9 protein-coding genes and 1 pseudogene are annotated in these 23,640 nt (G+C 63.1%); 3 read left to right on the forward strand and 7 right to left on the reverse strand.

Annotated features, from left to right (window positions below; genetic code table 11):
- Positions 1–159: 159 nt before the first annotated feature.
- Positions 160–1,884: pseudogene (locus tag J3P77_RS08410) on the forward strand (amino acid adenylation domain-containing protein); the annotation flags it as partial.
- Position 1,885: 1 nt separating this feature from the next.
- Complete coding sequence (locus J3P77_RS08415) at positions 1,886–10,516, forward strand: amino acid adenylation domain-containing protein (protein ID WP_434681043.1); 8,631 nt, start codon at positions 1,886–1,888, stop codon at positions 10,514–10,516.
- A gap of 368 nt (positions 10,517–10,884) precedes the next feature.
- Here J3P77_RS08415 and J3P77_RS08420 read toward each other — a convergent pair whose 3' ends face one another.
- From J3P77_RS08420 to pvdM, 7 genes are all read right to left on the reverse strand, one after another.
- Positions 10,885–13,332, reverse strand: a complete 2,448-nt coding sequence (locus J3P77_RS08420; RefSeq protein WP_434681045.1) for a TonB-dependent siderophore receptor — start codon at positions 13,330–13,332, stop codon at positions 10,885–10,887.
- Between the two features lie 277 nt (positions 13,333–13,609).
- Complete coding sequence (locus J3P77_RS08425) at positions 13,610–15,874, reverse strand: TonB-dependent siderophore receptor (protein ID WP_434681046.1); 2,265 nt, start codon at positions 15,872–15,874, stop codon at positions 13,610–13,612.
- Positions 15,875–15,966: 92 nt separating this feature from the next.
- On the reverse strand, positions 15,967–16,224 hold the full coding sequence (locus J3P77_RS08430) for a hypothetical protein (RefSeq protein ID WP_434681048.1): 258 nt from the start codon (positions 16,222–16,224) through the stop codon (positions 15,967–15,969).
- A gap of 110 nt (positions 16,225–16,334) precedes the next feature.
- Complete coding sequence (locus J3P77_RS08435) at positions 16,335–17,999, reverse strand: cyclic peptide export ABC transporter (protein WP_434681049.1); 1,665 nt, start codon at positions 17,997–17,999, stop codon at positions 16,335–16,337.
- 59 nt (positions 18,000–18,058) lie between these two features.
- Positions 18,059–18,931 (reverse strand): dihydropyoverdine dehydrogenase, encoded by an 873-nt coding sequence (gene pvdO / locus J3P77_RS08440; RefSeq protein ID WP_434681050.1) that lies wholly within the window; start codon positions 18,929–18,931, stop codon positions 18,059–18,061.
- A gap of 74 nt (positions 18,932–19,005) precedes the next feature.
- Positions 19,006–20,274 carry a pyoverdine-tailoring periplasmic protein PvdN gene (gene pvdN, locus J3P77_RS08445; protein ID WP_434681052.1) on the reverse strand — a complete coding sequence of 423 codons (1,269 nt, stop codon included), beginning with the start codon at positions 20,272–20,274 and terminating at the stop codon, positions 19,006–19,008.
- 43 nt (positions 20,275–20,317) lie between these two features.
- Complete coding sequence (gene pvdM / locus J3P77_RS08450; RefSeq protein WP_434681053.1) at positions 20,318–21,679, reverse strand: pyoverdine-tailoring dipeptidase-like protein PvdM; 1,362 nt, start codon at positions 21,677–21,679, stop codon at positions 20,318–20,320.
- 183 nt (positions 21,680–21,862) lie between these two features.
- On the opposite strand from pvdM, the gene pvdP reads away from it, so the two are divergent.
- Positions 21,863–23,509: a pyoverdine maturation tyrosinase PvdP gene (pvdP, locus tag J3P77_RS08455; RefSeq protein WP_434681055.1), complete on the forward strand. Its 1,647-nt coding sequence runs from the start codon at positions 21,863–21,865 to the stop codon at positions 23,507–23,509.
- Positions 23,510–23,640: the final 131 nt, after the last annotated feature.

Below are 23,640 nucleotides of genomic sequence, written 5' to 3' on the forward strand. Positions count from 1 at the left end.
CGCATCGCCGAGCTGCCGCTGCTGGACGTTGCCGAGCGCGAGCAGATGCGTGAATGGAACGCCAGCGAGACTCAATGGCCGCAGCGTCAGTGCCTGGCGCAACTGATCGAAGCCCAGGTTCAGGCAACGCCCGAGGCGGTGGCGCTCAGGCTAGGCACACAGCTCATCACCTACCGCGAGCTCAACAGCCGCGCCAACCGTCTGGCCCGCAGGCTACGCGAACTGGGCGTGGCGGCGGACGTGCTGGTGGGCGTCGCGGTGCCGCGCAGTCTGGCGATGGTCGTCGGCCTGTTGGCGATTCTCAAGGCGGGCGGTGCCTACGTGCCGCTCGACCCCGATTTCCCTCGGGATCGTCTGGCCCACATGATTCAGGACAGCGGCCTGCAATTGCTGCTGACCCGCACCGACCTGCTGGCGCAGCTGCCGATTCCGGCATCGGTCCAGCCGCTGTGCGTCGATTGCGCCGATGACTGGCTGCACGACTACAGTGCCGAAAATCCGTCCGTTGAATCCGGGCCGGAACATCTCGCCTACGTCATCTACACCTCCGGTTCCACCGGCCAGCCCAAGGGCGTGAGCGTGGGTCAGGATGCGCTGGTCAACTTCCTCTTCAGCATGGCCGAGCAACCCGGCCTCGTTGCGAAGGACCGTGTGCTGTCGCTGACCTCGTTGTCGTTCGACATTGCCGGGCTGGAGCTGTATCTGCCGCTGCTGCGCGGCGCCTCGGTGGTGCTGTTGCAGGCGGACGAAAACATGGACCCGCGCGCGCTGCTTGAAGTGATCGAACAGCAGGCGGTGAGCCTGATTCAGGCCACGCCTTCCACCTGGCGCATGCTGCTGGACGTTGCCGCGCCACAGGCCTTGCGTGGCAAGAAGGTGCTGTGCGGCGGCGAGGCGTTGAGCGTGGAACTGGCACAGCGATTGATCGAGCAGGCGGGGCACGTCTGGAACCTGTATGGCCCGACCGAAACCACCGTCTGGTCGGCGCGGCATTACCTGACCCGCGGCGACGACGTGCGGCTCGGGCGACCGATTGCCAACACCCGGCTGCATATTGTCAGCGATGCTCTGCAACCCATGCCTGTCGGTGCCCGCGGCGAGCTGCTGATCGGTGGCGAAGGACTTGCGCGTGGTTATCACCAGCGCGCCGCGCTGACCGCCGAACGCTTCGTGCCCGATCCATTCGCGGCGAATGGCAGCCGCCTGTACCGCACCGGTGACCTGACCCGTTATCACGCGGATGGCAACATCGAGTACGTCGGACGTCTGGACCATCAGGTGAAGATTCGCGGGTTCCGGATCGAGCTGGGCGAAATCGAAGCGCGCCTGCGGGAACACCCCGATGTCGGGGACGCAGTAGTGCTGGCCAATGATGACCTGCTGATCGCATACCTCACCTGTGCGAACGGAGCGCCGCCCGGCTTGCTTCAAAAAGCTGAGCTGAAGACCCACCTGAAACAGTCGCTCCCCGACTACATGGTCCCGGCGCATCTGATTCTGCTCGATGAATTCCCGCTCACCCCCAACGGCAAGCTCGACCGCAAGGCGCTGCCCGCGCCCGATGCCAGCCAGTTGCAACGCCATTACGTAGCGCCGGTCAGCGAGCAGGAACGGCAACTGGCGGCGATCTGGGGCGACGTGCTCAAGGTCGGGCGGGTCGGGCTCACCGATGACTTCTTCGAGCTGGGCGGCCATTCGTTGCTGGCGGCGCAGCTCGTTTCCAGAATCCAGGCAGGCATGGGCATCGACGTGCCGTTGCGACTGGTGTTCGAGAAACCGCAATTGAACGACTTTGTTCAGGCGCTGGCGGGCTCCGGCCTGTCGCTCACCGAGGACGGCTTGTCCGATATCGAAAAAATGATGAATGAACTGGCGGGAATCTGACATGGACACGTCTGCAGCTGAACGCATCGCCAAACGCTTCGTCGGCCTGCCCGTCGAGCAGCGCCGGCAGATCCTCGACAAGATGCGCGAGACCGGCCAGAGCTTCCGGCTGTTGCCGATCGCCCGCATGCGCCACGAACAGGCGCACATTCCGCTGTCCTACGCACAGCAGCGGATGTTGTTTCTCTGGCAGCTGGAGCCGGGCAACATCGCCTACAACGTGCCGCTGGCGGTGCGTTTGAACGGCCCTCTGAACCGCGCGGCGCTCGGGCAGGCTCTCGACCTGCTGGTGCAGCGCCACGAAACCCTGCGCACCCGCTTCGTGTCGGTGGATGGCGAGTTTCATCAGGAGATTCTTCAGCACGCGCAGGCGACGCTTGAAGTCACCCGCGCTGAACCGGCGGACGTCGAGGCGCTGGTTCGCGCCGAGCTGCAGACCCCGTTCGATCTGTTGAACGGCGAACCGCTGCGGGTCAGGCTTTTTCAGCTCGGCGAGACCGAGCACGTACTGACCGTATGCATGCACCATGTGGTCTCGGACGGCTGGTCCGGCGAGTTGCTGATTCGCGAGTTCGTGCAGCTGTATCAAGCGCAAGTGACCGGGCGCGACGCACAACTGCCGACCTTGGCGATTCAGTACGCGGACTATGCGACCTGGCAGCGCGCCTGGCTGGAAGCCGGGGAGGGCGAGCGCCAGCTGGAGTACTGGAAGCGACAGCTGGGCGACGAGCATCCGCTACTCGAACTGCCGCTGGACCATGAGCGTCCGCAGCAGCCGAGCCATCGCGGCGCAACGGTGCGCTTCGAGGTGCCCGAAGCACTCAGTGCGCAACTCAAAAGCCTGGCGCGACACAACGGCCAGACCGTGTTCATGCTGACCCTGGCGGCGCTGGCGGTGGTGCTGTCGCGCTTCAGCGGGCAGGCCGATATTCGCATTGGCGCGCCGAATGCCGGGCGAACACGCAGCGAACTGGAGGGCCTGATCGGTTTCTTCGTCAACACCCAGGTGCTGCGCGTGCAGGTTGACGAGCGCCAGACCTTTGCTGGCTTGCTGGAGCAGGTCAAGGACGTGGTGAGCGGCGCGCAGTCCCATCAGGAGCTGCCGTTCGAGCATCTGGTGGATGCTCTGGCGCCCGAGCGTAACCTGGGCCACAACCCGCTGTTTCAGTTCAAGATCAACCAACATGTGTATTCCGCGGAACAGACCGATGCGTCCCGAGAGCACCTTGCGGGGCTGAGCGTCAGCGGTTTCTCCACGGCAACGGCGGACGCGCGGTTCGATCTGGCCTTCGACTTCAGCGACACACCCGGCGGGCTGCGCGGCTATTTCACCTATGCCACCGATTTGTTCGAGGCCGCGACGGTCGAGCGTGTTGCGGCGTCGTTGCATCAGGTCCTGGCGGCCATGGCCGCGCACACCGACGAGCGTATCGCGGATCATCCGCTGCGCTCGCCAACCGTAATCGAGCAACAGACAAGCTTTGCCGGCCAGAACTTTCTCGATCTGTGGCAGCAAGGCCTGGTGGCCGGGCGCGGCAAGGTTGCCGTGCGCGCCGGGCAGCGAACCCTGGACTTTGAACAACTGGAGCGACGTTCCAACCAGCTCGCCCGCTACTTGCATGTGCAGGGTGTTTCCCCAGCGATGACGGTCGCACTGTGCCAGGACCGCACGCTGGAATGGGTGGTCAGCCTGCTCGCGGTGCTCAAGCTGGGCGCGGTGTACCTGCCGCTGGATACGCGTCAGCCGGGCGAACGGCTGCGCCAGCTGGCAAAGGACAGCGCCGCGGTGCTGGTGATCCATGCACCGGGCGATCAGCAGGCCGCCAGCCTGGGCGTGTGCCCGGTGCTGGCGTACGACGACAGCCTGTGGGAAGAAATCGACGACAGCCCATTGAGCGTCGAAGTCGCCACCGGGCAGCCGGCCTACATCATCTACACCTCCGGTTCCACCGGGCAGCCCAAAGGCGTGGTGATCAGCCACGGCGCGCTGGCCAACTACCTGCAAGGAGTGCTGCAGCGACTGGCGCTCGACGCCGATGCAAGCATGGCGATGGTGTCCACGGTGGCTGCGGACCTCGGCCATACGCTGCTGTTCGGCGCGCTGGCCAGCGGTCGCACCCTGCATCTGCTAAGCCATGAACAGGCCTTCGACCCCGATGGTTTCGCCGCCTACATGGCCGAGCATCAGGTGCAAGTGCTGAAGATCGTGCCGAGTCATCTGCAAGGCTTGCTACAGGCTGCCGCGCCTGCGGACGTGCTGCCGGGCCAGCTGCTGATTCTTGGCGGCGAGGCCAGTTCCTGGGCGCTGATCGATCAGCTCCGCGCGCTAAAGCCGGGTTGCCGGATTCTCAACCACTACGGCCCCACTGAATCCACCGTCGGCATCCTGACTCACGAGGTTGGCGAGAAACTGGCGGCCTGCCGCAGCGTGCCCGTCGGTCAACCCTTGGCGAACGCCAGGGCGCGAGTGCTGGACGCCTGGCTGAACCCGATGGCCGAAGGCGTGGTGGGCGAGCTGTATCTGGGCGGTCGCGGGCTGGCGCAGGGTTATCTGAACCGCGCGGCGATGACCGCCGAACGCTTTGTGCCCGATCCCCAGGCCGATGGGGAACGCTTGTATCGGACCGGCGACCGCGCCCGAGTGGTGGGCGCGGTGGTGGAATACCTCGGCCGGGCAGACGACCAGGTGAAGATTCGCGGTTATCGGGTCGAGCCGGGTGAAGTCGGCCAGGCGTTGCAGGCGTTGGACGGCGTGGCGGAGGCGGTGGTGCTGGCACAGCCGCTGGACAGCGATGAAGCGCGCCTTCAATTGGTGGCTTACTGCGTCGCTGCGGCGGGCAAGACGCTCAACGTCGACAGCCTGCGCGAACAGCTCGCCTCGCGCTTGCCCGAATATCTGGTGCCGGCGCAGATTCTGCTGCTCGAACGCCTGCCGCTCACTGCCAACGGCAAACTCGACAAGCGCGCCTTGCCAAAGCCGGGCGCGGTCACCCAGCGTTACATCGCGCCAGCGGGCGAAATCGAGGAAATCCTCGCCAGTGTCTGGGCCGATGTGCTCAAGCTGGAGCGAGTCGGCAGCACGGACAACTTTTTTGAGCTGGGCGGCGACTCGATCCTCAGCTTGCAGATCATCGCCCGCGCCAAGCGTCAGGGCCTGAAACTCAGCCCCAAGCAACTGTTCGAAAAGCAGACCATCGGCCAACTCGCCACCGTTGCCAAACTGATCCAGAAGAAATCCGCTGCGCCGATTGAACAGGTCAGCGGTTCACTGCCGCTGCTGCCAATTCAGGCGCGCTTTTTCGAGCTGCAGATTCCCGAGCGTCACCACTGGAACCAGTCGGTGATGCTTAAACCAAGCATACTGCTACAGGCCGCGCCGCTGCACGCGGCGCTCAACGCACTCATCGAGCAGCACGACGCACTGCGCCTGGGTTTCAGCCAGCATGACGGCCAATGGCAGGCCACTTTCAATCCGGTCAAAACCCAGGACGTCCTTTGGACCCACGAGCTGGAAGACCGCGCGCGCCTGACCGAGCTGGCCGATGAAGCCCAGCGCAGCCTCGATCTGAAAAACGGCCCGTTGCTGCGCGCGGTGTTGATCAACCTTCCGGAAGGCGAGCAGCGGCTGCTGCTGGTGATTCACCATCTGGTGGTAGACGGCGTGTCGTGGCGTGTACTGCTTGAAGACCTGCAACAGGCCTACGCCGCAGCGGTGGCAGGCACTGCGCTGACGCTGCCGGCCAAGTCCAGCTCACTTAAAGCCTGGGCTGAGCGTTTGCAGGCCTACGCCGGCACCCCGGGGCTGGCGCAGGAATTGAGCTATTGGCAAACGCAGTTGCAGGACGCCACCGATGCATTGCCTTTCGATCACCCGCAGGGCGACCAGCTGCAAAAGCATGCGCTATCCGTCACCACGCGCCTGGACCGTGAGCTGACCCGCCAACTGCTACAGGAAGCACCTTCGGCCTATCGCACTCAGGTCAACGATTTGCTGTTGACCGCTTTGGCGCGAGTCATCGGGCCATGGACCGGCCAGCCGCATACATTGATCCGCCTCGAAGGCCATGGCCGCGAGGACCTGTTCGACGAGCTCGACATCACTCGCACGGTGGGCTGGTTCAGCAATCTCTATCCGGTACGGTTGACGCCTCAGGCGACCCTGGCTGACTCGATCATGGCGATCAAGGAACAGCTGCGCGCAATTCCCGACAAAGGTCTGGGCTACGGCGTGTTGCGTTATCTGGGCAATGAGTCGACGCGCCGGGCGCTGAGCGAACTGCCGCAGGGCAGTATCGTGTTCAACTACCTGGGCCAGTTCGATGGCAGCTTCGCCAGCGACGATGCGCTGTTCGCGCCTTCCGGTGAAAGCAGTGGCTCGGCGCAGAGTGCCGATGCGCCGCTCGCCGCGCCGATCAGCATCAACGGTCAGGTGTACGGCGGCGAGCTGAGCCTGAGCTGGACGTTCAGCGGCACGGTGTTCGAGCGCGAGACCCTGCAGCGCCTGGCCGACGAATACCAGAAAGAACTGCGCGAATTGGTCGCGCACTGCACCCGGCCGGACGTGGCCGGGGTCACGCCGTCGGACTTCCCGCTGGCAAATGTGAGCCAGGCACAGTTGGGCCGCTTGCCAACGGCCGCGCGTGACATCGAGGACATCTATCCGCTGTCGCCGATGCAGCAGGGCATGCTGTTCCACACGCTGTTCGAGCAGCAGGCCGGGCATTACATCAACCAGTTGCGCATTGAATTAACCGGCCTGGACGTGGCGCGTTTTCAGGCAGCCTGGCAGGCAACACTGGATGCCCATGAGGTGCTGCGCAGCGGGTTCGTCAGTGATCTGCAACCGCCGCTGCAAGTGGTGCACCGTCAGGTACGACTGCCGTTTGTCGAGATCGACGCGCGTCAGCAGCCGGCGAGCTGGCTGGACGAGTGGGCCCGTGCCGACCGGGAGCGAGGATTCGATCTGACCAGCGCGCCGCTGCTGCGTCTGGCAGTCCTGCGTAGCGGTGAACGAACTTATCAACTGGTTTACACCAGCCATCATATTTTGCTCGACGGCTGGAGCAGTTCGCGGCTGCTCGGCGAAGTGCTGCAGCGTTACAGCGGTCAGGTCCTGCCGCCGCGCACCAGTCGTTATCGCGATTACATCCAGTGGCTGCAACGTCAGGACGCCACCGCCAGCCAGGCGTTCTGGACCCGGCAGTTGGCAACGCTCGAAGAGCCGACTCGGCTGGCACAGGCGTTCCGGCCTGCAGCAGGTGAAGCAGGCCACGAGGATTGGCTGCAATCCCTGAACGCCGATGCGACGCGTCAGCTCGCTGACTTCGCTCGCGAACAACGGGTCACGCTTAATACGCTGGTGCAGGCGGCCTGGTTGCTGGTGCTGCAACGTTGCACCGGTCAGTCCAGCGTGACGTTCGGCGCCACGGTGGCGGGGCGTCCGGCGGAGCTGCCGGGCGTGGAGGAACAGCTCGGGCTGTTCATCAACACCTTGCCGGTTGTCGCCAGCCCGAAACCGCAACAGTTGGTGACGGACTGGGTACAAAAGGTGCAGGCGCTCAACGTGGCGCTGCGCGAGCATGAACACACGCCGCTGTATGACATCCAGCGCTGGGCCGGGCGCAGCGGCGAAGCGTTGTTCGACAATATTCTGGTGTTTGAGAACTACCCGGTTTCCGATGCGTTGCGACAGGACGCCCCGGACGGGCTGACGTTCGGCGGTTTACACAATCAGGAACAGACGCACTACCCGTTAACGCTGGTGGTGAATCTGGGCGAAGCGCTGGCGCTGCGTTTCAGCTATGACCGCCGGTTCTACAACGAACAGACTATCGCGCAATTGGCTGGTTATTTCCTGCATCTGCTACACGGGATGGTGCGCAATCCGTCGGTGGCCATCGGTGAACTGGCGCTGCTCGACGACGCGCAGCAGCAACGGGTCGTGCGGGAATGGAACGACACCGCTGCTTCGTTTCCAAGCGAGCAGTGCCTGCAAGCCCTGATCGAAGCCCAGGTGCGCACGACCCCCGATGCGCCGGCCCTGGTGTTCGACTCCGAGTCGCTGAGCTACAGCCAGCTCAACGCCCGCGCCAACCGGCTTGCCCACCGCCTGCGCGAGTCGGGCGTCGGCCCGGACACGCTGGTCGGCATCTGCGCGCAACGCAGTCTGCAACTGGTGGTCGGCTTGCTGGCCATCGTCAAGGCGGGCGGTGCCTATGTGCCGCTTGACCCGGATTATCCCGACGACCGTCTGGCGTACATGATGCAGGACAGCGGCATCGGCCTGCTGCTGACTGAAAGCCAGTTGCTGCAGCGCTTGCCTGTACCGGCGCAGGTGCAGAGTCTGTGTCTGGACCAGGGCGACAGCTGGCTCGCGGAGTACAGCAGCGCCAACCCGGTCAACTTGAATCATCCGCTGCATCTTGCTTATGTGATTTACACCTCGGGCTCCACCGGCAAGCCGAAAGGCGCGGGTAACAGCCATCGGGCGCTGGTCAACCGCTTGCACTGGATGCAGGACGCTTACCGGCTGGATGCGAACGACACGGTGTTGCAGAAAACCCCGTTCAGTTTCGACGTGTCGGTTTGGGAGTTTTTCTGGCCGCTGATGACCGGCGCGCGCCTTGCCATTGCTTTGCCAGGCGAGCATCGCGACCCGCAGAGGCTGGTGCAGACCATCCAGCAGCATCAGGTCACCACGCTGCATTTCGTGCCGTCCATGCTGCAAGCGTTCATGGGCTACGGCGAGGCTGACCGGTGCGACAGCCTGCGGCGAGTGATCTGCAGCGGCGAAGCCTTGCCCGCCGAGCTGGCCGCGCAAGTGCTCAACCGCGTGCCCAAGGCGCAACTGTTCAACTTGTATGGTCCGACCGAAGCGGCCATCGATGTGACGCACTGGACCTGCACCGCCCAGGACTCGCTCAGCGTGCCGATCGGTCGGCCCATCGCCAACCTCAAGACCCACATTCTCGATGACGGTCTGCTCACGGCAGCGCCGGGTACGGCGGCCGAACTCTATCTGGGCGGCGTAGGTCTGGCCCAGGGGTATCACAACCGCGCCGCGCTCACCGCCGAGCGCTTCGTGCCCGATCCGTTCGATCCGCAGGGCGGAGGGCGGCTGTACCGCACCGGCGACCTGGCGCGTTATCGCCCCGACGGAGTGATCGACTACGCGGGCCGCATCGACCATCAGGTCAAGATCCGCGGCCTGCGCATAGAACTGGGCGAGATCGAGGCACGTCTGCATGAACATATCGCGGTGCGCGAGGCCAATGTGATCGATATTGACGGCCCGCTTGGCAAGCAGCTGGTGGCGTATGTGGTGCCGGGCGAAGCGGGTATCGACCCACAAACGCTTAGAGACCATCTCAAGATTCAGCTGCCGGACTACATGGTGCCGAGCCACTTCGTGATGCTCGATGCCATGCCATTGACCGCCAATGGCAAGCTGGATCGCCGTGCACTGCCGAAACCCGATCTCAGCCAGTCTCAGCGCGGCCGTGTTGCACCGCGTACGGAACTGGAACAGCGCCTGGCGGTGCTGTGGGCTGAGGTGCTGCAGGTCGAAAGCGTCGGGCTGACCGACAACTTCTTTGCCCTGGGCGGGCACTCGCTACTGGCGGTGGCACTGGCCGGAAGGATTCGTGAAGAGTTCGGTGTATCCATCAAGCTGCATGACTTCCTGCTGATGCAGACCCTTGGCGAACTGGCCGACTTCATGCGCGCCGGGGAAGCGAGGGTCAAGTCAGCGGTGATCCGCATGAATGCCTCTCAATCGGACAAAACGCCGCTGTTCTGCCTGCCGCCGGGTGGTGGCGGCACCTACTCCTATTACCCGCTTGCCGGAACACTGAACGCGGATCGGCCGGTCTACGGGTTGGTCAACAAGGCGTATGTCGTGCCGGGCTGGTTCGATACCTCCTGGCAGGAAATGGTCGACTACTACGTCGAGCAGATCAGACACACCCAGCCGAGCGGGCCTTACAACCTGCTGGGGTGGTCATTGGGTGGGGCACTGGCCGTGGAGGTCGCGCACCTGCTGGAGCGTGACGGCGAGACAGTGAGTTTTCTCGGTCTGGTGGACTCGATGCTACCGGCGTCCGCAGGGGTCAAATGGGTCGAGGAAGACCCACAGGTGAGGGAGCAGAACCAGGGCGAAAACTTCCACCGCAGCCTGATCAAGAGCCTTCAGGCGTTCGTGCCGGGCTTGCAGGAGGACGCACTGGTGGCGCTGATCGCCAGCGCTCGCCTGCAACTGACGGACGAGCAGCAGATTGCCGACCGAGTCATCGACCAGGTCGCACTGGATGCCGGCATGAACGCCGACAGCCTGCGCGGCATGTTCCAGGACATCGCCGTGCAGGATGAGATCGAAACCGGCTACAAACTGCTGCACGCCAACGCCGAACTGAGCCAGGCGTTCGCGCTGAAGCCGCTTGATGTGAAGGCGAATTGCTGGTGGGCTGGCGAAAGCCGCGAGCCCTCAGAAATCGCCCGAGCCGAAGCGGTGCTGCGCGAGCAGTGCTCGGTGAACGGGCTTCGCTGTTCCATAACCTTCGGCGTCCGCCACGACAACATCGTCTTGGACGATGGGTTTCTGGAGAGCGTGCGCGAGAAGCTGATGCAGGAGTGATCGCTGTTCGCGAACAAGCGGATCGCCGCCTGGTCGCACAAGACAGCCGCGATCTCGCAGGCGACGCAGAACGCGACTTGTGCAGGCCGAGCGGAGGCGTTGCGCAGGGGGAAACGAGCCATGGATGGCGAGTTAGCGCCGTAGGGCCAGGGACGGCCCATCGGTGCGGCCCCCGGAGCAGCGCCGGAGCAATGGTTTTTCCCCCCTTTTTGCCGCAACAAAAAGGGGGGCGCCGGAAAGGCGAAACCGTTGGTGGCCGTGATGGAAAATTTGGATCTGTCCACTGACCTCGACCGCGCTGCTGCTAGCTTAGGAGCCCGGTTTGCGATCGCTTTGCGCCTTTACGCGCCACTTGGGTTTCGCAACACCTAAAACTCTCCACGCAACGTGAACACGAAATTGCGCGGGTCGCCGTAGTAATTGCCCCGATCGATGTCGCCGGTTGCCTTGTAGTATTTGCGATCCAGCAGGTTGTTGCCGTTGAGCGCAACCGACCAGTGTTCGTCCAGCTGCCAGCCCACACGCGCGTCCCAGATCGTGCGGCCGGGGTTGTGGATTTCCTGCGTGGTCTCTTTCCCCGAGTAACCGCTCTGGGCCGAAACGCCGCCGCCGACGCTCAGACGATGCCATGCATCCGGCAGCGTGTAGTTGCTCGTCAGGCGCAGCAGGTGGCGGGGCGTTTCGGCGGAGATGGGCTGGCCGTCGCTGCCGCGCGTGACGTTGAAGGTGTAGCCCGCCATGGTCTGCAGGCCTGGCAGCACCTCGCCGCTGGCCTCCAGCTCGAAACCCTTGCTGCGCCGCACGTCGCCATTGATATAGCAGGTTCCGTAACTGTCGCTGCCCGGGCACTGGCCGCTGTTGGCAGCGTCTTCCACCGCCACGTCCTTCTGCTTCACGTAGAACATTGCGAAAGAGAGGTTCAGGCGCTTGTCGAACAGCTCGCCTTTGATACCTGCTTCGTGAGCCGCACCCATGGCCGGGTCAAGGAACTGGCCGTTGACATCCCGGTAGCCGCCCTGCGGGAGAAAAATGGTGGTGTGGCTGGCGTATAGCGACCAGTCGGCGTTCAAATCGTAGATCAGACCGACAAAAGGCGTCAGCTCGTGCTCCTGTTTCGACTGCGCGTCTACAAAGGCTGATTGCGCTTGATAGTCGTACCAGCTGACGCGCCCGCCCATGACCAGCTTCAGCCTGTCGCTCAGCGCCAGACGCAGGTTGCTGTACGCGCCATAACGCTTGTCGCTGAAATCGGTGATGCTGCTCCAGGCCGGACGTGCCGGCTCGGCGATCAGATGATGATCGGGGTTGAACACATCGAGCCGCAGCCCGCCAGCGACGGTGCCCAGCCGCGAGCGACGTTGCTGCTCGGACCAGTTGCCGCCAACGGTCAGTTCATGGGTCAGACCAAACGCTTCGAAACTGCCGTCCACATGGGCATCAAAACCATGGCTCTGCAGATCGTCGGAGCGGAACAGGGTTCTGGGCAGCCGTGTGCCGGTGCCGCTGCGCGGGTTGATCGGCCCCTGGGCGTAAGCCACTTTCTGTTCGAACGAGCCATCGGAATGGGTGACCGACAGCTTGCCGCTCCAGTCATCGGCAAAGCGCTGCTCCAGCTCGCCGAATACCTCGTCAGTTTCGGTCTGGTGGCGGTTCCAGTCCTGGGCCAGGGAGGTGGAGCGAGGCAGGTCGATCGCATGACCGTTGCTGTAGCGCGGCAGGCCGAAGATGGAAAAGCCGCGTACGTCCGCGCTCTGGTGGCGCAGCCCAAGGGTCAGGGTGGTGACATCGCTCAGGTCGATTTCCGTAATGCCGTAGAGCAGCGGCGCGGTCCTTTTCAGATGATCGATGAAGTAGCCTCGGTCTTCGTAGGACGTGACAAAACGCCCGCGCACGCTGCCCGAGTCGTTGAGTTTGCTGCTGCCGTCCAGGTCGACCCGATAATTGTCCCAACTGCCAGCGCGGGTGGTGACCGAGAAGCGGGGCTGGGCGGTGGGCCGTTTGCGGACCAGATTTACCGCGCCGCCGGGGTTGCCGGCGCCGATCAGCAACCCGGCGGCACCGCGCAGCACTTCGACGCGGTCGTAGATTTCCATGTCCGGCGGCATCCAGCCGGTGATGCTGTAGCCCTGGCCGGACACGCCGTCGATGGTGTAGCTCTCGTCTTCCAGAGCAAAGCCCCGCGAGGTGAACACATGGGAACCGAAGTTGCGCTGCGAGAACGTGATCCCCGGCGTCTGCGCCATCACATCGCCCAGACTCGTGAGGTTCTTGTCGTCCATCAACTTGCGGGTGACGACGGTCACCGACTGTGGAGTTTCGCGCAGGGAGCGGGTCGACTTGTTGATGCTGATCGCCGTGGTCGCGTACGAACCGCTGCCTTCGGTGGTTGCCCCGAACTGCTGGCCGCGGATGGCGGTCGGCTCAAGATTCATGGCGGTGGCGTCGAGTGTTTCCGCGACTGGCGCAGCGCCGAGCGTCAGCGTGTCGGTCTCCAGGGTGTGCGGTACGCCGGCCCGTTTCAGCAAACCTTCGATGGCTTGTTCAAGGGTGAGCCGGCCGCGCACCGGGCTGCTGGTCTTGCCTTGCACATCGTCGGGGTTGAACAGCACTTGCAGGTCGCCCTGGCGGCCCAGTTCCTGCAAGGCGCTGCTCAAGGGCTGGGCCGGGATGTCGAATTCCAGCTCTTGTGCCCGTGCCTCGCCCTGCATAACCAGCGCCAACGCCAGCCCCACGCCCCGCAGCGTCGGCCCTGATATCAGGGCGCGGCAGAGCGTATTCGCGCGTCCCTTGGTCAGGAGGGCGGAGGGCGTTGGCATGGGAAGATGGCTCTTTGTAATCGGTGACGCAGGATAATGCATTCGGGCTCATTACGGCTCGGGTTCTTGAACAAGCAGCGCGCCGCAGCGCTGTGGGAGGGAGCTTGCTCGCGACCAGCGATTAGGCGGAGTGCCCGTGGTACCGCGTCGCCTTCGTCGCGGGCAAGCCCCCTCCCACAACAGCTTCGAGCCAGCCGGGCAGCCCGGAAACGAAGAAAGCCAAGGGTTACCCCTTGGCTTTCGGTTTGCAGCGATGGTCAGGCTACTGGAACCGGGATCAGAAATCTCCCCGCAGGGTCAGGACGTAGCTGCGTGGTTCGCCGTATACGTTGGAGCGGTCGTTGGTAATCGAGGTCACGTAGTACTTGCGGTCGAACAGGTTCTCGGCATTGAGCGATACGCGCCAGTGCTCGTCCAGTTTCCAGGATGCGCGGGCGTCCCAGATGGCCCGGCCCGATACACCCACCTGATCGTTCCCCGGCACGTCATAGCCCGAGTCGGCCGACACACCGGCGCCCAGGGTCAGACGGTTCCAGTTGCCGGGCAGGTTGTAGCTGCTGCTCAGGCGCAGCATGTGCTTAGGCGTTTCGTAGGCGACGTCCTGTTCGCCGCCGTTACGCAACATGTTAAAGGTGTAGCCTCCGAAAACCTGCAATCCCGGGAGCACTTCGCCGCTGGCTTCAACTTCGAAGCCCTTGCTGCGTTTTACGCCATTCTGCACGTAACACGAGAGATCGAAACTTCCTGAGCAGGTAGCGGTAGTGGTTTGATCGGCGACGGCGACGTCTTTTTGCTTGATGTAGAACATCGCCAGCGACAGGTTCAGGCGCTTGTCGAACAGCTCACCTTTAAAGCCGGTTTCATAGTTGGTGCCGGTCGCCGGATCGATGGGTGATCCGGCTTCTGTCCGATACTCAGCCTGCGGGGTGAAGATGTCGGCGTAACTGGCGTACCACGACCAGTTTTCGTTGATGTCATAGATAAGGCCCGCGAAAGGCGTGAACTCCTGAGTTTCCTGCGATTCGTACGACTTGGCTGTGCCGCGCTTCACGTCGTACTGATAGTCATACCAGCTCAGACGCGCGCCTAGTACCAAGCTCAACGGCTCACTCAGGTGAAGCCGGGTGTTGGCGTAAAGACCCGCGCGCTCTTCCGTCATGTCGATATCGTTCTGCCAGGCGGGACGTGCCGGTTTGGGGAACGGGTTGTGGTTCACGTTGAAAATATTGATCGGCGAGCGCGTCGCCACCTGGGCTTGCTTGGTATTGGAATCTTGTCTGGACCAGTCGGCACCAAATGTCACCTGATGCGAGAGGCCGAAGGCGTCGAAGTTGCCTTCCAGCTGGCTATTGAAACCGGTGCTCTGCACCTCGTCGCGGCGGAACAAAGTGTTCTGGAATGTAGAGCCAGCCAGCGTGACCGGATTGACCGCACCACGGGCATAGGCGATCTGTTGGTCAAACCCGCCTTCGGAATACGTCAGCGACGTACGACTGGTCCAGTCGTCATTGAACCTGTGCGCAACCTCGGTAAACACCTCGGTCATATCGCTTGTCAGCTGGTTCCATTTCGGCGCCAGGTTGGTAGAGCGTGACAAATGCAGATCCTGGCCGTTGCTGTAACGCGGCAGGCCGTAAATGGAGTAGCCATTGATCTCCTGCTCCTGGCGACGCAGGCTCATGGTCAGTGTGGTCGCGTCGTTCAGGTCCGCTTCGACAATGCCGTACAGCAGAGGCGTGCGGCTGTCGCGGCCATCGAGATACGAGCCGCTGTCGTCATAGGCGGCGACCATGCGCCCGCGTACGCTGCCGGACTCGTTCAGCTTGCCACTGCCGTCCAGATCAACCCGGTACTGATCCCATGAACCCGCGCGCGTTGTGATCGAAAACTTGTTCTCGGCGGTCGGGCGCTTGCGCACCAGGTTCACCGCGCCACCGGGCTGACCGGCGCCGACCAGCAGGCCGGACGCGCCGCGCAGTACTTCGACGCGGTCGTAGATAGCCATGTCCGGCTGCATCCAGCCGGTGATCTGGTAACCCTGACCGCCGATGCCGTCGACCAGAAAACTTTCCGCCAACAGCGAGAAACCACGGGAGGTGTACACATGGCCGCCGAAGTTGCGGTACTGGAAGGTCATGCCCGGCGTGTCTTCCAGCACTTCGCTCAGGGACGTGAGGTTACGGTCGTCCATCAGCTGACGGGTGACGACCGTCACCGATTGAGGCGTTTCGCGCAACGACTGTGGCGCGCCCTTGCCGATGCTCACCGCGCCGGTCGTGTAGGAACCGGTACCGTCGGTGTTCACACCCAGCGATCGTGAATCGATGGAAGTCGGCGCCAGGTTGATGGCCGCCGCTGCGTCCTGTTGGCTCAGCGCACTCCCCAGAGGCTGAGCCGGAACGTCGGCGTTGGTTTCCTGTGCCTGCCCGGTCAGCGGCATGCAACAGGCGAGTCCTATCGCCGCCATGGTCGGTCGCGGGCGGAACATCGTGCGGAGCAACAGTGCCTTGCTCAAGGGCGTGAGTCGTGACGGTGTGTGCATGGAGTGGCTCTTTCTAGTTGGTATTGGCAAGGAGACAGCCTTCGCCAAGCCGCAGGCTCGGTCAGAGCAGCGGGGGGCGGTGTACATTCTGGTCAGCGAACCCGGGCGAAAAACGGACGTGCGCGCGGTGTCGTAAGGAAGAACGAAACCGCTGAGGCAGGATTTAATGAAATTTTCACAAGTTTTTTAACGCGCGGATCTGCTGCAACCGTCGTACGACGATCTGCCGCTCCCTGTGCGGCGGCAGCGAAGGAGGTCCACTGGACAGGACAAGCTATCCAGCGCTGAATATCAGTCCAGCGTCCAGTAAAAGCACTGATTGCTGCCGCTTCGCGCCAGATCGTCAGCAAGCTAACTCCCACAGGCGACTGCAACATCGCCCATTTCAGCCTCTCTCACAGGCAACCGCGGCATCTGCCACAGTCAACTGCAGCATCTCCCGCAGGCGATCCTGCGGCTGTCAGGCCGGCATGCGTTGCGCCTGCATCTGTTCAACCTGAATGCGACCTGCGTCCATGCGTACCAACTGATCGGCGATGTCGAAGTAACGGTCGTCGTGCGAAATGACGATGATGGTCTTGCCCTGGGCTTTGAGTTCCGGCAGCAGCTCGGTATAGAACACCCGCCGGAAGGCAGGGTCCTGGTCGGCGGCCCATTCATCGAAGACCAGCACCGGACGCTCGTCCAGCCAGGCGTTGATCAGCGCCAGACGCTTGCGCTGGCCGGTGGACAGGTCGGTGGTGGTGAACTGGCCGTCGCGGATGCTGACCTTGTGAGCGATATCCAGACGTTCCAGATACTTTGCGGCGTCATCCGGCAGTTTTTCCTGGCCTGGCAGCGGTTCGTCGAACAGGTAATAGTCGGCAAAGATTGTGGTGAACAGCTGGCGATAGTCGTCCAGCGCCTGGGGTGTGACGGTTTTGCCGTTCAGGCGGATTTCACCCTGTTGCGGCGCGTACAGGCCCAGCAGCAGTTTGATCAGCGTGGTCTTGCCGCAGCCGTTTTCGCCAACGATGAAGACGATGTCGCCCTGCCTGATGCTCAGGTTGACCGGGCCGAGGTGAAAGGATTCGCTGCCGGCCACCGGCGGATAGTCATAGCGCAATTGATGCAGCTCCAGCGTCTGCATCGGCGCGGGCGGGACAGGACGGTCGCTGACCAGCAGGTGAGGCTCGGGGCTGGAAAAAGCCCGCGACATTTCGGCGATGCGGCGCATGGCGATCTGCGCGCGACTGATCGCCGGCAACGAGGTAATCAGCCGCTCCAGCGGGCCTTTCATGTACAGCATCACCAGGACGAAGCCGCCCAGTACGGTGCGTTCGGTGGTCGGCCACATCGCCTGAAAGGCAATGGCGATGCCGATCACCGCGAAGAACAGGGTCGAACCAAAGGTCTCGGCGGTGACGAAAATGGTCGCCGCGCGAATGTTGGATTGGCAGATCCTTTCCGTGGCGCCGTGGATCTGCCGATCATTCATGTGCTGGCGTCGCTTGCGCTGGATGCGCAGTTCCTTGGCACCGTCCGAGATGGCCTGGTAATGCTTCTGCAGTTCGTCATCGGCGTCGCGCGCGTTTTGGATATTGCGCAGGCCGACAGCATGGGCCAGATACTGCGCGCCGGTTCCCAGCACAACGGTCAAGACCGTCAGCGTCAGGATCTGCCACGACAACAGCGCCAGGTACGTCAGGCAACCCAGGGTCACGGTGAGCGCAATGATCATCGGCGCGACCGACAGCGCGAAGGCGCTGATGGTGTTGACGTCGTTCACCAGCACCGGAATCAGTCGGTGCGAGCGAAAGCGTTCGAGCTGTTCGATGGGCGCCACCAGAACCTTGGCGGTCAGCTCGCGGCGCAGATTGGCAACCACATGCTGCCCGACATGATTGGTCGCCAGACTCGACAGCGTCGAGCAGGCCAGTGTCAGCACGCACAGCCCGGCAAACAGCCAGGCGGTCTGCGCGGTCGGGCCGTCGGGCAGATTCATCGCGTGGTTGATGGTGGCCAGCAGCGCAGTGACGCTCAGCCCGCTGACAATGCCCAGCACGGTCGAAAGGGCCACCAGCCAGCGGAAGGGTTTGAGAATCCTCAGGGTTTCCCGGGCCAGGCTTTCTGATTTGAAAATCATTGCTGTCGTCTCGTGTGGGTCACTGCCGTAAAGATTGTCCGCCGTGAAACGGTTGCGGATCAGAGGTCGCGGGCCACGCGAAAGCCCAGCCAGTCACCACGAACGTCGGGCTTGCGGCTGTTGCGGTTGCCCGAGCGCGAGAAGATCGGTGCTTCGGTCCAGTCGTTGCCGCGGATCATCTTCCAGCTGCAATCTCCAGCCAGCCATGCGCTGCCATCGGCGGGTGCGCCGTTGTAGTTGCTGGTTTCGCAATCGGCGGTCCATTCGTAGACGTTGCCATGGGCGTCATAAATGCCGAACGCGTTGGGGCTGAAACTGCCCGCCGGCGCGGTGTAGCTGAAGCCGTCTTCCGGCCCGTAAGTGTTGGCATGCCTGGCGATGCCGTACTGTTTGCCTTCGTCCATGGGGAAGGGGAACGGCCCGCTGCTGCCGCCGCGTGCCGCGTATTCGCGGGCGGCTTCGCTGACCATGCGATATTTTTTGCCCGTTTTCGTCGATAGCCATGCGACGTAGGCATTGGCCTCGTTCCAGTCCATGCACACCGCCGGTTGACGCGCGCTGATCGGGTAACGCGGTTTGCCAGCCAGGCACTCGCGCCCCGGTCGGGTATCGCCGTCGGGCATCTTGTAGCCGCTGCTTTTGAGGTACGCGTCCCACTCCCCGCTGAGCACTTGAAAGCGGCTGATCGCGAAGGGTCTGGCAAAGGTCACTTCATGCAGCGGGCCTTCGTCCGGCTGACGGCCCAGTTCGCTTTCCGGCGCGCCCATCGTAAAAGTGCCGGCCGGCAGCACGACCATTTCCGGGCAGTCCTTGCAGTCCCTGAAAACCTTGCCCGGTTCGGTGCCAGCGGCCAGCGCGTTCGCTGGCAGGCCCAGGTTCAGACCCAGGCCCAGCAGCGAGGTCAGCGACAGGGTGTACAAAGCGTGTTTCATAAAGGCCTCGACGCAGAAGAATTCGGTGTAACAGGCGGACCTGCGCAATCAGACACGTTGATCGAGCAGGCTCGTTAAACGAGCAGTTTCATGAAACGCTCGATCTCGGCTTCGGTATTCAGCAGGCCGGGCGCGGTTCGCACCACCGGCCCGATGTCACGGTTGACCGCGTCGACCACCACGCGCTGTTTCATCAGCCGCGCCGCGAGCTGATCGCTGTCCTGACCCCTGACGCGGAAGAAACTGAAGCCGGCCGACAGGGCAGGGTCCACGGGCGTCACCAGCTCGATGCCACGGTGATCCTGGAGGCGTTGTTTGAGCTGAGTGTTGAGCTGATGGATGCGCTGCTGCACCTGGGCCTTGCCCAGCTGCAAATGCAGTTCGAAAGCCTTGTCCAGTGCCCAGCGATGTTCGAAGGAGTGATAGCCGCCCGGTGTCATGATGGTGCCGAAGCTGGTGGCTTCCGAGAACGTCGGGATCAGTGGGCTGACGTCCTTGAGCTGTTCGGAACGCGCGCAGACAATCCCGGTGCCGCGCGGGCCGAACATCCACTTGTGAGTGCCAGCGATGAAGAAGTCGCACTTCATGTCGGGGAAATCCAGATTCTCCACCCCGAAACCGTGAACGCCGTCGATCACATAAAGAATGCGGTCTTTCTCGTCGCGCTCTCGGTTGTGATCTTCGACCAGTGCACCGATTTCACCGATCGGCAGTTTCACGCCGCTGCCCGACTGCACCCAGGTCATGCCCAGCACGCGGGTCTGTGGGCGAATGCTGCGGGCGATATTGCCCAGAATCTCGTCGCTCGATACCGTGGCCGAGTCCTTGAACAGACGAATCCTGCGCACCTGTGTGCCGTCGCGCTGATGACGGAACTCGAGAATGGCGCGGGCGCAGGAATGCTCGTGCTCGGTCGTGAGAATTTCCTGATCCGGGCGCACGTGAATGCCGCCATAGATGATCGCCAGACCTTCGGTCGTGCTGCCCGTCAGCGCGATCTGGCCGGGCCGTGCATTGAGGTATCGCCCGGCCCAACTGCGCACCTGCGCCTCACGGCGTTCGGTTTCCTGAAAGTCCCAATCCATCGCCAGACCGGGGTTGCGGTCGATGAAGGCGCGATGCGCTTCGATGGCTTCGCGCACCGGTCTGGGGTGCGACGTCACCAGAAAGTTGGAAAAGTGGATGTAGCTCGGGTCCTGATCGAACTGCTGGCGCAGGCCGGCCCATTTGTCGCTGGAGGTCTGCGCGGTGGCGGCCATGGCTGCGTTCGTCAGGCCCGAGCCCAGCGGCAGCGCGGCGGCCAGCAACCCGGCCTGTTTGAGGAAGCTTCTACGGTTGGTCATTGGAAATCAGCACCTGAAAAGCCGAAGGAGACGTGGAACGCAGTCATTGGCTGATTCCTGATCGGTCACTGACTCGCTGACCGGCCGCCGCCTGTACCTGTGCCCAGACCCGCAGGAAATTGCCGCCCCACAGCTTGGCGATGTCGGCCTCGGCGTAACCACGCTCGATCAGTTCGGCCGTCACGTTGCGGATCTCACCGACGTTGTTGAAGCCGTCGACGCCGCCGCCATCGTTGAAGTCCGAGCTGATGCCGACGTGGTCGATGCCGATCTTCTTCACCGCGTAATCGATGGCATTGACGAAATCCTTGACTGTGGCCTTGGGCTCTTCCTCCAGAATCGCGTACAGCTTGCCGGCGTAAGCCCCGAAACGTTGCTCCGGCCACACGGTGATGATCGGGTCGCCGGGCATCAATGCCATCTCCAGGTTGTGCAGCGGCGGCAGGTCGAAATCCTTGCGCAGGTCGTTGAGCTTGCCCAGGGTGCGCTGGCTCAACGGGCGCAGATACGCCGGGAACGCCACGATCTGCACGACGCCGCCGCTGCGCTTGATCAGTTGCATCTCCTCATCACTGAGGTTGCGCGGAATATCGACCAGTGCGCGCGGAGCCGAGTGTGAAGCCACCATGGGCGTGCGGCTCAACTGGCTGACCTGTTCCAGAGCCTTGGCCGACATCTGCGAGACGTCAATGATCACGCCCAGATCGTTGAGTCGATGCACGGCCTGCTTGCCGATCTCCGACAGGCCGCCCAGGGCATCGGGCGCGTCATTGAAGAAGGGCAGCGGTCGCGACGAATCGGCCCACCGGTTGTTGCCGACATAACTGAAGCCGAACATGCGCATGCCGCGCGCGGCCCAGCGATCCAGTGCGTCGAGGTCGTCGCCCAGCGGGTAGGCGTTGAGCATGCTGATGAAGATCGCGAACTTGCCTTCGCCGTGCAGACGCCGCATGTCGTCCGGGGTGTAGGCAATGCCGACCTGATTGGGAAAGTCGCGCACCAGACCAGTGATGATCTTGTAGCGGACTTCCTGTTGCATCCGCGCTTCCTCGACAAAGCCTGCGGTCGGTCGGTGCGGCGCGTTGGGGCCATTCCAGATTTCCGGCCAGCCGAACACCGTCAGCGCGGCACCGGACAATCGCCCGCGCGCAGCTTTTACCAGGTCGAACTGACCGGAGCCGTCCTTGTCCGCTTCATTGCCTTGGCTACCGAATTTCATTGGTACCGTGATGTGGCTGTCGAACGAGATGATCCGCTCCTGAAGCGCTTCGGCCTGCTTCACGACCTTCACCGGATAGCCCGCTGGCGACCAGTAATTCCAGGCCAGAAAACCCGCCCCGGCACTGATGGCCAGGGCCAGGGGCAGTCCGATGAAGAGGGTTTTTTTCCAACGCGGTTTCGTCATTGCCGTCTCGTTCAGATTGACCGTTTCATGAGCAGGCACACGGCCTTTGCTATCTGGGGTGAACGAGCGGATGGCGGAAAAATTTAGCGCTTGTACGCCGTGCGCCGCGGCGGCCTAAATTTTCGCGGCGAGGCTACGTTCTAGCTGGAGGACGGCTGTCTCGGGGCTGGAACAGGTAGGGCAATGACAATTTCACGACGAGGGTTTGTGGCAGGCCTGGCGCTGACAGGCGCTGCGGTTCCCGCTGCCTGGTACGCGCAGCGGGAAGCCAGGCGCATCTATGAGGCGATTGACCCGCAAGACCCCGAAACCCCCGGCGAAGCCACGGCCGGTCCCGCCGACAACGCCACCCAGCGCCTTGCCGACAAACTGCGCGGCGTCTGGGATATCCGCTTTGAGGGCCGTGACGCCGGCCTGAGTGGCGCGCCGCTGGAGATGCAGATGCTGCTCGACATCGCGCCGCGTGGTCGCGGCGTGCGCGGTTTCATAGACACCCCGCAACGCCTGCGCAGCGAAGCAGTCCCGCGATTCAGGGTCATCGGCGACCTGCAGGCGAGTGCCGGGCCGACGCTGTACCTGCGGATCATGAACGGGCAGGCGGATGATGACCCGCATAGCGACGCGCCGGATTACGAATTGAGCATGCTGCTCGACGAAGTCTGGGGCGCGTTCGGCAACGCCGGCAGCGGCAGCCTCAGCGGTCGGGTACAGCGTCTGGATCGGCCACTGATGCTGCCCGAGCTGGACAACAGTTTCATCGCGGTCAAACAGGTCTTCCCTGAAGCGCGCGAGCGCATCCCCATGAGTCCGCCGTTTCTGGCCTGGCTCATCTCCCACGAGCACCGGCTTTTTCACCAGCTCTGGCATGCCTCGCGAGACAAGTGGCACAAACTGCCCGACGACAAGCGCGATGCGTTGCGCGGCGTTGGCTGGCAGCCCGGCCCGCGCGATCAAGAGCGGGACGCCCGTGGGCCGCGCAAGGATCGCAACGGTTCAGGCGTGGATTTTCTGTTTATGCACCGGCACATGCTGATCCAGGCGCGCAGGATCCAGCCGCTTCCTTCGTGGCCGCGCTTTCCCTTGCCGCAACCGGAACTGGAGCGTGATCGCCTGGGTTTCATCCGTTATTTCGATAATCAGGATGGCTGCTCGCTGCCGCCCAACTGGCTGGCGCCGGGCGATGACGAATACACCCGGCTGGTCAGCGACATCAAGAGCACCGAGACCTGGCATACCCATTTCGAGGTCTGGGAGTCGCGTTATCGCGACCCGCGTTATCTGTCGACGCTGACCCTCGGTCAATTTGGTTCGCAGGTGGAGCTAGAGCTGCACGACTGGTTGCACATGCGTTGGGCATCGGTGGCGCGGGATCCGGCCAATGGTCAGCCGGTGCCGATGGCGCGCCGTTCCGATGACTTCGCCGAACGCTGGTTCGGGCCGGAGAACGACTTTCTCGCCGATCCGTTTTCGTCGCATGTGAATCCGGTGTTCTGGATGTTCCATGGCTGGATCGACGACCGTATCGACGATTGGTTTCGCGCCCATGAGCGTTTCCACCCGGGGGAGGTGGCACGGCTCGAACTCAACGGCGTTCCCTGGTACAGCTCGTCGCGCTGGGTGGATATCAGCGACCCCTGGCTGGGGCCGGAAACCCATGGATGCAGCACCACGCCCGGGCTCAACGCCGGAACCACCATGGAAATGGACCCGGAAGTCATGAAGCTGGCGCTGCGCATCACCTTCGCCGCCGAGGAAAAACTCGGTGACCTGCTGCGCCGCGTACCGCGCCGGCCATGGTATGTGCGCAATATCCTGTCTGCGACGGCGTAGATTCCAGACACACATGGATCGCGATACCTGGAGCGGACTTGTCCGCGAGGGGCCGGTGCAGGCGCAGCAGAGGTATCGCTTGTAAGTACGTCTTCGCGGACAAGTCCGCTCCCACGGTACGGCGCAATCCT

This window comes from Pseudomonas sp. R1-18 (assembly GCF_051132095.1).
In the GTDB taxonomy this organism is placed as follows: Bacteria; Pseudomonadota; Gammaproteobacteria; order Pseudomonadales; family Pseudomonadaceae; genus Aquipseudomonas.